The following is a 10,948-nucleotide window of genomic DNA, read 5'->3' on the forward strand; positions in this document are numbered from 1 at the left end:
CCCGCGTCCTGGACGCGCACTGCGCGGCGATCGGCCGCGACCCCGCCGAGATCACCCGCTCCGCGCAGATCATCGTCGACTACGCCGACCCCGCAACCACCCGCGCCCACGTCTGCGCACTCGCCGCCGCCGGCATCCGGCACGTCGTACTCGCGCTGCCCCGCCCCTATCCGGAAAAGGCCGCCCGCTGGCTTGTCGACGAGATTGTCACCCCTGTCCGGGAGAACGGCGCCTGACCGGCCTTTGCAAGCGACACTGAAAACCTCCGTGGCTGACACTGAAAGCCATGCGAATGCCCAGGTCAGTACACCTATCGACCTTGAGAGATCCAGATAACAGCCTGCTCATCAGTCAAGAACTCCACAGGCATAGCCCGCAAAGTAGAACCGACCAATCAGCCGACCACCCGTAGCGATCAACCCGTTACAAATTCACGCCCCGCTGACATCAGACTGGTGAGGTCGCGTAATCAAGTGTCGCGAGTTCCGTCGGTGGCAGGGCTCGATGGGGTCGGCGACGTGTCGTTGATCTGTATGCGACCGCGCAGAAGCCGGTTCGCGTCGGCCGATCTCCGCTGCCACGACGGAGGGGTGAGCGACGCACGTCGTCTTCAACACCGGGGGTTACCGCGCGCCTTGCTCGCGTACCGCTTTCGCGGTCCCACCGGACGTTGCACGGGCGACGGGCACGGATTGGGGATTGAGGCCGTCCATCAGCAGATCGAGCAGCCGTTGGGCCTGAGCGTGGTGTCCGCGTGCCCCGGAGACGGAAAGGAGACCGAGGAGGGCGGCGGCGACGTCCTCGCTGCTCGTGTCGGCGCGGATCTCTCCTGACGCGGCCCCTGCGTCGACGAGGGTACCGATGGCCGACAGGATCTCGTTACGACTGTGGGCGAGCGAGATTTCCCCGGTGTCGATCATGGCGAGCAGGGTGTCCGTCATCCCGTGCTTGGTGGCGATCCAGTCCGCGAACAGATCCATCCACGAACGCAGGGCCCGTGCGGGCGGGTGCGTCTGGAGCAAGTCGCGCGCGCCGGTCGTCAGTCGCACGACCTGGTCCTGGTAGACCGCGTCGACCAACGCCTCCCTGGTCGGGAAGTGGCGGTAGAGGGTGGCCACCCCGACCCCGGCGAGGCGGGCGATCTCGCGCATGGACGGCTCGGCGTCCGACGCCGCGAATACGCGGGTGGCCGCGGCGAGCACGCTCTCGCGGTTGCGGATCGCGTCGGCGCGAAGCTGTTGTTGCTGCTGGGCAGGCGGGGAGGGGTCGGCGGCCATGATCTCGGGGTCCGCATCGGAACGGCCAGTGACGATTAGACGAGCCCGCCGGGCTCCTTAACGTCACTGGCCGTTCGGTTGCTGCTCAAGGGCCGGTGCTTCTGGGCCACCGCCGGCGGCTCCCTGGAGCCCGGGGAGGACTTCCCCGCCGCCGCCCGGCGTGAGGTGCTGGAGGACTCGGCATCGACGGCGTGAAGCTGGGCCCGCTGCTGGCCGAGCGCCGCCAGCAGCACCCCGTCGGCGGACAGCTCGTCCGCCGGGTCGACGCTCGCCGACATGATCTGCGGGAACACGCCCTATGGGGTGTCGCACGACGAGAATTACTTTAAATATCGCCTCGTACGGCCGGGCCACGGCGGCGCCGGGCGCTGCTGCGGCCCCCGCTGGCATCGGCGGGCCAGCTCTTCGCCGCTGCCTTGGCAGCCTGGAGTGCGACCCGGGCCAGGTCGATGCCACTGAACTGGGGCTCGGTCACGGGACGACCCTCCGGACGGGGATCTGGGCGGCGGTCGCGAGCGTCATCAGTCGTGGCGGATCGTCCGGGTTGGTGAGGAAGGCCCAGGCGCAGGTCCGCCCCGTGTGCCACGAGCTTCTGGTCGCGTACGAGCGGTGCCTGCTCGTAGTGCTTCGTCCAGTTGGCCGGCGAGCCGACTGCGAGCACCCCCGGCTCGTGGGTGAGCGTGTCGTACTGCGCGGCCCACTCGTCAACGAAACGGTCGGCTTCGGTCTCAGCTGAGTGCTCCAGGACGAATGAATACTCGGCAGGGCCTGGGTGACGTCGTGCCAGGTCTCCAGCAGGATGTCCTCCACCGCCTGCCGGTCGTGCCAGTCCGGTGATGCCGCCACCAGGACGGTGACAGGCCGGAGTCCGAGTCCGGGCCAGCTGCTGATGGAGCAGTCCTCGCCCAACAGCTCACGGATCCCGCGAAGGATCTCGGGTGATCGCTGCTTGGCTTCGTCCGGTGCCTCGGGGGTCAGGGCCATGGTCACCAGTTCCTGGCCGTGCCGTCCGAGCGTGACCGGCACGACCAGGTCTGCGAGGTCCCTGCCCAGCAGGTCGCCCCATTGCTGGATCTGCTGGCGGGGGACAACGTCATGTGAGACTGCCAGGCTGCCTGTCCGGTCTCACTGGACCTGGTGGTGTCTCACGTGTCTCAGTTGGTAGTCGGCCGATTCGCGGCGTACGTGGCCGGCTGTGCCCGGTTTTCGCCTTTCAGGGTGGATTGAGTCTCATCTGATCTGGCTTGTCTCATCAGGGCCGTGATGGTCGTTCCATGGACAGGACGCGTGCGGTTTCTGATGAGGCCCTGCTGCAGGTGGCCGGCTTCGATGTGGCCTGCGTGGAGGCCGGGGTCGAAGTCCGGCGACCGTTGAGGGGACGCGGTGGGGATCGCGTTCGAGGACGTGCCGCCGGTCCGTGACTTTCCGTCGTACCGGGGCCAGCGCCACGTCCCGGGCTTGTACTGGTCGGCGACGACGGGCCGTCATGTGGGGTTCGAGTCGTGGCTGGAGCGGGACCACGCGATGCTGCTCGACTTCGACCCGCAGGTGACGGGGTTCGCTTCGCAGCCGTTCTGGCTGTTCTGGCGCGATGAGACGACGCGGCGGGGACGGTCGCACGCGCCGGACTGCCTCGCGCGGGCCGTCGACGGGACGGGGCTGGAGATCGACTGCCGTCCGGTCGACTGGGTCGACCTGCGCTCCGCGGTGGCGTTCTCGGTGACGCGGCAGGTGTGTTAGGTGGTGGGTTGAGCTTATCGGCTGGTCAGGGGGCTTGATCCGGTCCGGGTGGCGAATCTGCGCTGGCTGGCTCGCTGGCCGGCTACCGGCATCCGCGGCACGCGGCGGCGCCCGGGACCGTCGCCGCGGTGAGGGCGGCGTTCGCGGCACCGGCGCTATCCGAGACCGCGGCCCTACGAGGCGGCCGGATTCTCGCGCGGCTTCGGTACGTGTCTTCAGTGCACCAGGAGTTCGATGGCGACCTTCAGGCGTTCGAGGTAGAACTCCCGTGATGCGGCCTGATGCTTGAGGCCGATCGATGCGCTGATCATCGTCTGTGCGACAGGGGTGGCCGCCTCTTGTCCTGACTCGACGGCGATCGCGTCTGTGATCAGTTCCTCGAAACGTCGCGGCGTGGTCTCGACGATCTCTCCGAGGAGGTCGGGGTTGTCCTCGACGATCACCGCGACATCGCGCGTCAGTGGGCCGATGTAGCGGCCCGCCCACTGGTCGAACGCTTCGACGAGGCGCTCTGGAAGGGGGCGGCCGGAGTCGGCCAGGACGTGTTCGACCGCTGCGATGTCGCGCTCCAAGGCCTGGGTGACCGCGGCACGGAACAGAGTCTCCTTCGCGGAGAAGAGGAAGTAGAGCCCGGGCCGGGAGATGTGTGCCGCCCGCGCCACTTCCTCCATCGAGGTCTTCCGGTAACCGAATCGCGCGAACGTGACCAGAGCGGAGTCCAGAACCATGGTCCGACGGTCGGTATCGGCGATTGCCCACGGCGGGGGGCCAGCATCGGGACTGCTCATGAGACGAGCATACGAGCGAGAGCCGAACTATACAAATCAAGTCTAGTACGTATAGTCGCTGCTATGACTACTCGCGAAACCATCTCCACGTCCTTCACCGCCTCCAGCACCGCGGACGAGGTGCTGCGGGACATTGACCTCACCGGCATCCGCGCGATCGTGACGGGAGGTTCCTCCGGAATCGGGATCGAGACGGCTCGTGCGTTGACCGCAGCCGGGGCGCAGGTGACGCTCGCTGTCCGGAACACGACTGCGGGTGACGCCGTCGCTGAAACGATCGAGAAGTCGACCAGAGGGATCCGGCCCCGAGTCGTCCGACTCGACCTCGCCGACAGGACCACCGTCACGCGATTCGTCGACGCGTGGAGCGGCCCGCTTCACCTGCTGATCAACAACGCGGGCGTAGTCACCGGTGGCCTTGAACGAACGTGTGAGGGCTGGGAGTTGCAATTCGCGACCAACCATCTCGGTCACTTCGCCCTCGCCGCCGGCCTTCACGACGCCCTGGCCCAGGGAGCGTCCGACCGCGACGGAGCACGGATCGTCTCGGTCAGTTCGACAGCGCACATGCGTTCCGGCATCGACTTCGACGACCTCCACTTCGAGCGTCGCAGCTACGACCCGCAGATTGCCTACGCCCAGTCGAAGACGGCGAACTCCCTGTTCGCCGTCGAGGCGACCCGCCTCTGGGCGTCCGACGGCATCATCGCCAATACAGTGAACCCCGGCGGTGTCGCGACGGGACTGCAGCGGAACTTCACAATGCAACAGAAGCAGTCGCTCGATGCGGCCGAGGCCGCCGGAGTCTTCACGTACAAAACGGTCGAGCAGGGGGCCGCCACCAGCATCGTCGCGGCCGTCGCCCCGGAGTTCGCCCACTCCGGAGGCCACTACCTCGACGATTCACAAGAGGCCTACACCGTGCCGAACGACGCCGACCTCGCGCAACACCCGCACGGCGTCAAGAAATGGGCGCTCGATCCCGCTACCGCCAAGCACCTCTGGGCGGTCTCGACCGATCTGCTCCGCGCCTGACCTCTCGATGCCACAGCACACCCGTGTCCGATCTTCCCCGGCCGGGCATCGACGAGCTGGCCGCCTTCCAGAAACTGACAGGCCCCCTGAGAACGAGACTCAGTCCGTCGCACCCAGACTGACAACCCGCAGGTCAGCGCGGCCATCGATCCAATCCTCGTTGACACGCGCGATCACAGGCCCACACACTGCACCGCCCTGACACACCCGAGCGAGGAACCGTCTCACGCGAGGACGACAGCCCCCAGCTCAGAGTCCACTCGCCGACCAACTTCATTGAGAACGGACAGTGGGAGGCCGCGGGCTGTCCACTGTCAGAGTCCCAGGGGAGGATGCGAGAGGTAGATCATTCGAATGGGGTGGGCGCTGTGGCTGACGGCGGTGGCATTGGATGGCTCCTGGAGCCGTATGTAGTTGAATGCGTGACGCTCGCGCGTGGTGTCGAGCCGGTTGATCTCGACCCGGACATCGACGGTGTCGCCAGGGTGGGCCGGGCCGGCGACTGGTCCTTTGCCGTTGAGTACGGCGACGCTGCTGGTTATACGGAGGCCGGATTGCGGGCCGTCTCACGCGACGGGGCGGAGGCGATCAGCTTCCTGATGACTTTTGCTCCTTCGGTATCGGTGAAGAGACCCGGCGGTGGGGACGGGAGTCCGACCTGCTGGTTCCGGCCCTGGAGAAGGTCGGTGTCCTCCCATGGCGGCAGGCGTGCGGTGCCTACAGACAGCGCGGTCAGCGATTGAGCATGCTGGCGATCGAAGAACACTTCGGGCTGCGGCTGCGAAAGCGGGACATCGTCGTCGGCAGGCTCCCCCTGTATCGAGTGCGGGAGTGGTAGGGGCGCACTCGGTCGGACCGATCATGCCGAGAGCCATAGCCGGACTGCGGTCACTTCGAAACGACACCGACGGACGACATACCTTGGGACGACGAGCATCATCCGCACGCGCCGGACCAGATCATTTGAGATTTCGGACTGCCACCTGTCGCAGTCGAACTGGTCGCCGCAGGTCACAGCCCTGGCTTCGGGCCAGCCCCTCTGAGAGCGTGGTGGTGAACCGTGCTGTAGCTCGATGAGCTGCGGTTTTCTGGTCGGGTAGGTGTGGTGACGGTCGGGGCGGGGCAGCCAGCGGATGGTTGGTTCTGTCCGGGAGGTGCGTGGTGCCGTCGGTGATCGCTTTGCTGGAGTGCCGTGAGGCACGGGCACGAGAAGAGCTCGAGTCCTGGCTGCAGGCCCTGCGGGAGGCCGAGGAGCACGCTGCTGCGGCCCGGCAGCGTGTGGAGCACGCGCGCATCGCCCGCGAGGAGGTGCTGCGCGCGCTGGCCGAGGAGGGCGAAGGCGTGGAACGGCGCGGGGGGAGCGGGCCGGGGACGGCATCGGTGCAGGCCAAGGCGAATGACTTGCCATCAGTGCCCGTGGCGGGACCGGCCGGTGCAGCGGTGCCGGTGGCTGTGCGGCAGACGGCGTCTGCGGGGGCGGGCGGGGGTGCCACCTACGACCCGCGGCCACCGCAGTGGCGGGCCGGCCTGGGCGAGGAGGTGCTGTCGGGGGTCTACCGGCAGGTCTTCGCGGCGGTCACGGCCGTTCCGGGGCCGGTGACCGTGCAGGAGCTGACGCGGGCACTTGGCCGGGATGCGACACGGATGAACGAGGTGGAGAAGGTGCGGCACCGCGCCTACGCGTTGGAGGCACGGGGCTGGCTGCTGCGCGAGCGGGGCGGGGAGTTCAGGGCTGCTGCGGGGCCAGCCGGTGGGCTCGCCGCTCCGGCCAGTGCAGTCGCTGCCGCGCCATCCGCCGGGTCAGGGTGAGCAGGCCGGCCCACCACACCATCTGCTCGTGGTGATCGGGGCGGCGCTCGTGGTCGCGGTTGAGCCTGCGGGCACGTGACAGCCACCCAAGAGTGCGTTCCACCACCCACCGGCGCGCGAGCACCACGAACCCCGTCTGTCCGTCGCCTCGTCGCACCACCTCGACCCTTACCCCGTGCCGGGCGAACGCCTGCGCCAGGGCCTTGCCCTGGTACGCGCTGTCGGCCCAGACCAGCTTCAGCAGCCGGCCCGGCGCGGCCATGAACTTCTCCAGCAGGTCCGGGGCAGCCACCGAGTCGTGCACGTTGGCCGGGGTCACGGTGACTTCCAGCAGCAGGCCCAACGTGTCGGTCAGGACGTGGCGCTTGCGCCCGTCGCGCAACTTCGCGCCGTCGTAGCCGCGGCTGTCGCCGGCCACGGTGTCCGCGCCGTCCACCGACTGCGCGTCGATGATCCCGGCGGTCGGCTCCGCGGGTCGTCCCCGCCGCTGCCGCTCGACGCGCCGCAGCCGCTGGTACAGCTCACGCACGTAACCGTGCCTGCGCCACCGCCGGAAGAAGTCGTACACCGCCCGCCACCAGGGAAAATCAGCGGGGACAGCACGCCACTTCGCGCCGTTGTCGACCACGTAGCGCACCGCGTCGAGCATCTCCCGGTGGCAGAACTCCTCCGGGCGCCCGCCCCGGCCCTCCAGCCAGGCCGGCACCGGCATCGAGGCGCGCACCTCGGTCCACTCCGCGTCCGTCATATCGGTGGGATAGCGCTCGGCACGCCGTCCCGCAGCGATCGCCCCGTACAAGTGCACGTAGCAGTCACACGCAAGAGGGGACGGAGTGGACCGCGCAGCGTTCTGGATGGTCAACTGGGATGGCAACGGGCCTCCTTGGACGAGCCGGGTCTCGACAACCACGTCTCTACCGAGGGGCCCGTTCTTTCATGCCCACCCCGCCACCGGCACCTGCGTGCGAGAAATCACCCGCACCCGGGCTACTCGAACGCCACTCGATTGGTCACCACGCTCTGAGACAGGACATCTCAAATTTCGTGTCGGAATCTCACGGCTGGTGCCGGATGGAAGTCGGATCCGACGTGGCGCTGAGACATGCAGGTGTCCTGTCGCATTAAAGCTGGCGGATTCTCACTCGGTCTCGTTCGTGCTGGCGGATTCTCAATGCTGTGGGCTCTGAGCGGCGGTGTCCTGGCTCATCGCATCCGGCGCGGTGTCGGCGGCGCAAGGTTGACGTTTTTGGCGCCGGGCTCACGGATGGTGGCGCCGACGGTGCTATTCCATGGATTCCGGCGACGGGATCGGCCAGGATCTTCCCGTGGACCGAACCGGTGACCTCGATCAGGCCGCTGCCGAGATCATTAAGCGTCACAGTGCGTGGCAGGCGTACGGCCTGTTGGCTGGCCCGATCACCTGGCGTGATGAATCCGCCCCCTGGCCTCAGCGGCTGGAGACCGACAGGTCCCAGGTCAGTGATCCCGACTCGGTCGGGATCCGAATCACCGGTCCCAACGACTCCGAGCTTCGAGATCGTTCTGTTTCGTGGCGGCTGGGCTGACGTGGACTACTTCGCAGGCGGCGACGACTTCGGGCCGAAGGACCGCGTCGGTTACCGGCGCCGCGCCGGGTGACGGGATTGGCGTCTGCGGGATGGTGCAGGTGCCGGTCTCGGGGTCGCAGGCCGCGTCCGTGTCGGCGGTCAGGATGGTGAGCTTGGGCGGGTTCACTGCGGGTCTCCTGTGGTGAGGGCTTGGGTGATCGCGTCGGCGTAGGCATCGGCTGTCGCGGCGCCCGGGATCGCCAGGCGTCCGCCGAGGATGGTGAAGGGGACGGCGGTGACGCCTGCCTCCCGGGCGAGCTTCTTGTCCGCGCGGACGGCGTTGGCGTACTCGTCACCCGTCAGGAGGGCCTTGGCCCGCGCGGCCGGCACCCCCGCCCTGGTGGCCGCGTTCGCGAGGTAGGCGGCCGTGTACACGTTGACGCCCTCGCCGAGCAGGTCGCGCTGGACGGCGTCCATGAACTCGCTGGCCGCGCCATGCTCGGCGGCCAGGTGGAGCATCCGGTGGGCGTCGAAGGAGCTGGCGACCGGGTGGTGGATGGCGTAGGGCTGTCCCTGGGCGCGGGCGAGCGCGGCCATGTGCTCCTCGAGACGGGCGGCCTGGGCCTGGTCGCCGCCGAACTTGTGCAGGACGTGCTCGAAGGAGTCGAAAGGCTCGGGGCCGGCGTCGGGGAACAGTTCGAGGGAGCGGTAGGTGACGGTGATCGCGTCCGCGTGCCCGGAGGCGGCGATCGCCTGGTCGATGCGGGGCTTGGCCAGGTAGCAGGCGGGGCAGGCGAAGTCCGCCCAGATGTCGATGTGCAGCATCGCCGGGTCGCCTTACCCGGCCAGGGCGGCGGCGATCGCGTCCGCTACCGGGGTGGTGGGCCGGCCGGCCAGGCGGGATAGGTCGCCGGTGGTGAGGGCGAGCTCCCCGGCGGCGATGGAGGCGTCGATGCCGGCCATGACGTGCGGGAGCGGGTCGGGCAGCCCGGCGCCGGACAGCATCGCTGCGTACTCCTCGCCGGTGACGGCGTGGTAGGGAACGTGCCGCCCGGACTGCTTGCTGACCTCGGCGGCGAACTCGGCGAAGCTCCACGCGGTGTCGCCGGACAGCTCGTAGACGGTGTCCTCGTGGCCGTCCCCGGCCAGGACGGCGGCGGCCGCTGCGGCGTAGTCGGCGCGTGATGCCGAGGCGAGCCGGCCGTCGCCTGCGGCGCGGACCAGCGCGCCGCGCTCCAGCGCGGCCGGGATGTTCATCGTGGCCATCTCGTGGTACAGGCCGTTGCGCAGCAGGCTGTACGGGATCCCGGAGGCGCGGATGGCGTCCTCGGTGGCGCGGTGGTCGTCGTTGACCGGGCCGCCCTGGAGGCCGAGGACGCTGGTGTAGGCGAACAGCGCGACGCCGGCCTTGACGGCGGCGCCGAGGACCGCCTTGTGCTGGGCGACCCGGTCCAGGTGCATCTCGCTGCCCGAGATCAGCAGCACCCGGTCGCCGGCCCTCAGCAGCCCGTCGAACGACTCCGGGGAGTTGTAGTCCGCGACGGCGACGGTGACTCCCCGGGCGGCGAGGTCGCCGGCCTTGGCGGGATCGCGGGCCACCGCGGTGACCTCGTAGGCCGGGACGGTGGCGAGCAGATGGTCGATGACCAGGCGGCCGAGCTTGCCGCTGGCGCCGGTGACAATGACGCTCACGTGGGAACTCCTAATTTGAGATACCATCAAGTTATCTGGACGGTGGCGAGCCTACCTTAAGTTGATGGCATGTCAAGATAATGGGGTTGCCTGCATGAGCAGCGGAGAGGGACTGGCCGGGGAACGGCCCCTGCGCGCGGACGCGCGCCGTAACATAGAGAAAGTGATGGAGGCCGCGGCGGAGGCGTTCGCCCGGGACGGGCTTGACGTTCCCCTGGAGGACATCGCCCGCAGCGCCGGCGTGCGCGCGGGCACCATCTACAACCGCTTCGGCGGCAGGGAGGGGCTGCTCGACGCGGTGGTCGCGGACGTCGCGGCCGGCTGGTTGCGAGCGGTCATCGACCGCGCCACCGGGCAGGGCACGGCATGGGGCCGGTTCACCGCCTTCGTGGAGGGGATGTGCGAGGAGCAGGCCGCGGACCCCGTCTTCAACGACGTCTTCTCCCGCCGCTACCCGGACGCGCCCGACCTGCGGGCGGTCTGCGACCAGTCACTGGCCTTCGGCGCCGAGCTCATCCGCGACGCCCAGTCCTGCGGCACGCTCCGGCCCGGCTTCTCCGCCGGCGACCTCGCGCGCATCTTCTCGGTCAACGCCTACCTCGTACGCGACCGCCCGGCAGGAGACGACGGCTGGCGCCGCACCCTCCAGTTCACTCTCGACGGACTTCGCGCCCAGCCTGACAGCACCTCAGAGTGACGCGGGACGCCCGCCCGGACGCTGCCAGGCACTCCGGTTCGCCCTGGGACCGGTTCTGCCTCCATCGCGAACGAGACTTCCGCGAAAGCCAGGTCGTTTGGGAACACCTGGGTCAGCGCTCTCAAACGACCTGGCATCCCAGCACGTCAGCGGTTCACCACCTGACAGATGCACTTCGACAGGACAGCAGGTCGCGCCTGCACCTCGTTCGCGTTGAACGCCGACGCCTGGAAGGCCAAGCGGCCGCGCCGGGAACAGCCGGTCCGGCCGGCACGGTTGCATCGACCGAGGGACCGGCGCCGCACGGGCGGGGAACACGGAGACCACAAGGTCGTCCGCCCCACCAGGATCCGGGCCCCAAGA

At 68.7% G+C, this 10,948-nt stretch carries 14 protein-coding genes and 1 pseudogene; 7 read left to right on the forward strand and 8 right to left on the reverse strand.

Annotated features, from left to right (window positions below; genetic code table 11):
* Window positions 1-236 (forward strand): annotated as a pseudogene (locus FCI23_RS51525) (LLM class flavin-dependent oxidoreductase); the annotation flags it as partial.
* A 387-nt stretch (window positions 237-623) separates the two neighbouring features.
* Here the strand turns inward: FCI23_RS51525 and FCI23_RS51530 are convergent.
* From FCI23_RS51530 to FCI23_RS57770, 4 genes are read right to left on the reverse strand one after another with little or no spacing between them, the layout of a single operon-like run.
* On the reverse strand, window positions 624-1,277 hold the full coding sequence (locus FCI23_RS51530; RefSeq protein ID WP_136730858.1) for a TetR/AcrR family transcriptional regulator: 654 nt from the start codon (window positions 1,275-1,277) through the stop codon (window positions 624-626).
* Window positions 1,278-1,312: 35 nt separating this feature from the next.
* Entirely contained in the window at window positions 1,313-1,570 is a 258-nt protein-coding gene (locus FCI23_RS64710) for a hypothetical protein (protein WP_136730859.1), read from the reverse strand.
* A gap of 32 nt (window positions 1,571-1,602) precedes the next feature.
* Window positions 1,603-1,752, reverse strand: coding sequence for a hypothetical protein (locus FCI23_RS58920; RefSeq protein ID WP_211265850.1), 150 nt, complete (start codon window positions 1,750-1,752; stop codon window positions 1,603-1,605).
* Window positions 1,749-2,267: a hypothetical protein gene (locus FCI23_RS57770; RefSeq protein WP_211265851.1), complete on the reverse strand. Its 519-nt coding sequence runs from the start codon at window positions 2,265-2,267 to the stop codon at window positions 1,749-1,751. The genes FCI23_RS58920 and FCI23_RS57770 overlap by 4 nt, the downstream gene beginning before the upstream one ends.
* 393 nt (window positions 2,268-2,660) lie before the next feature.
* Here FCI23_RS57770 and FCI23_RS51545 point away from each other — a divergent pair, with 393 nt between their 5' ends.
* Entirely contained in the window at window positions 2,661-3,017 is a 357-nt protein-coding gene (locus FCI23_RS51545) for a TnsA-like heteromeric transposase endonuclease subunit (protein WP_136730860.1), read from the forward strand.
* Between the two features lie 215 nt (window positions 3,018-3,232).
* Here the strand turns inward: FCI23_RS51545 and FCI23_RS51550 are convergent, their stop codons facing one another.
* Entirely contained in the window at window positions 3,233-3,745 is a 513-nt protein-coding gene (locus FCI23_RS51550) for a TetR/AcrR family transcriptional regulator (protein WP_246144863.1), read from the reverse strand.
* 123 nt (window positions 3,746-3,868) lie between these two features.
* Here FCI23_RS51550 and FCI23_RS51555 point away from each other — a divergent pair, with 123 nt between their 5' ends.
* Entirely contained in the window at window positions 3,869-4,840 is a 972-nt protein-coding gene (locus FCI23_RS51555) for an SDR family NAD(P)-dependent oxidoreductase (RefSeq protein ID WP_136730862.1), read from the forward strand.
* Between the two features lie 1,161 nt (window positions 4,841-6,001).
* Window positions 6,002-6,649, forward strand: a complete 648-nt coding sequence (locus tag FCI23_RS51560; protein ID WP_246144864.1) for a hypothetical protein — start codon at window positions 6,002-6,004, stop codon at window positions 6,647-6,649.
* Here FCI23_RS51560 and FCI23_RS51565 read toward each other — a convergent pair.
* On the reverse strand, window positions 6,567-7,397 hold the full coding sequence (locus FCI23_RS51565) for an IS5 family transposase (protein ID WP_169317408.1): 831 nt from the start codon (window positions 7,395-7,397) through the stop codon (window positions 6,567-6,569). The two genes, FCI23_RS51560 and FCI23_RS51565, sit on opposite strands and share 83 nt — an antisense overlap.
* Window positions 7,398-7,938: 541 nt before the next feature.
* Here FCI23_RS51565 and FCI23_RS51570 point away from each other — a divergent pair.
* Complete coding sequence (locus FCI23_RS51570; protein WP_136730865.1) at window positions 7,939-8,214, forward strand: hypothetical protein; 276 nt, start codon at window positions 7,939-7,941, stop codon at window positions 8,212-8,214.
* A gap of 165 nt (window positions 8,215-8,379) precedes the next feature.
* On the opposite strand, the gene FCI23_RS51575 is transcribed toward FCI23_RS51570, so the two are convergent.
* Both FCI23_RS51575 and FCI23_RS51580 read right to left on the reverse strand, forming a co-directional pair.
* Window positions 8,380-9,021: a DsbA family oxidoreductase gene (locus FCI23_RS51575; RefSeq protein ID WP_136730866.1), complete on the reverse strand. Its 642-nt coding sequence runs from the start codon at window positions 9,019-9,021 to the stop codon at window positions 8,380-8,382.
* Window positions 9,022-9,033: 12 nt separating this feature from the next.
* Window positions 9,034-9,888, reverse strand: a complete 855-nt coding sequence (locus FCI23_RS51580) for an NAD(P)H-binding protein (RefSeq protein WP_136730867.1) — start codon at window positions 9,886-9,888, stop codon at window positions 9,034-9,036.
* 94 nt (window positions 9,889-9,982) lie between these two features.
* On the opposite strand from FCI23_RS51580, the gene FCI23_RS51585 reads away from it, so the two are divergent.
* Window positions 9,983-10,585 (forward strand): TetR/AcrR family transcriptional regulator, encoded by a 603-nt coding sequence (locus tag FCI23_RS51585; RefSeq protein ID WP_169317409.1) that lies wholly within the window; start codon window positions 9,983-9,985, stop codon window positions 10,583-10,585.
* 168 nt (window positions 10,586-10,753) lie between these two features.
* Window positions 10,754-10,948: hypothetical protein (locus FCI23_RS58925; RefSeq protein WP_211265852.1), on the forward strand; the 195-nt coding region annotated here is incomplete at its 3' end.

Source organism: Actinacidiphila oryziradicis (assembly GCF_005047355.1).
GTDB lineage: Bacteria > Actinomycetota > Actinomycetes > Streptomycetales > Streptomycetaceae > Actinacidiphila > Actinacidiphila oryziradicis.

Bases quoted from the DNA above. Each gene is read 5' to 3' on its own strand.
- FCI23_RS51530 (WP_136730858.1), bottom strand. From the start codon at position 1,277: ATGGCCGCCGACCCCTCCCCGCCTGCCCAGCAGCAACAACAGCTTCGC.
- FCI23_RS51550 (WP_246144863.1), bottom strand. From the start codon at position 3,745: ATGGTTCTGGACTCCGCTCTGGTCACGTTCGCGCGATTCGGTTACCGG.
- FCI23_RS51555 (WP_136730862.1), top strand. From the start codon at position 3,869: ATGACTACTCGCGAAACCATCTCCACGTCCTTCACCGCCTCCAGCACC.
- FCI23_RS51565 (WP_169317408.1), bottom strand. From the start codon at position 7,397: ATGACGGACGCGGAGTGGACCGAGGTGCGCGCCTCGATGCCGGTGCCG.
- FCI23_RS51570 (WP_136730865.1), top strand. From the start codon at position 7,939: ATGGATTCCGGCGACGGGATCGGCCAGGATCTTCCCGTGGACCGAACC.
- FCI23_RS51575 (WP_136730866.1), bottom strand. From the start codon at position 9,021: ATGCTGCACATCGACATCTGGGCGGACTTCGCCTGCCCCGCCTGCTAC.
- FCI23_RS51585 (WP_169317409.1), top strand. From the start codon at position 9,983: ATGAGCAGCGGAGAGGGACTGGCCGGGGAACGGCCCCTGCGCGCGGAC.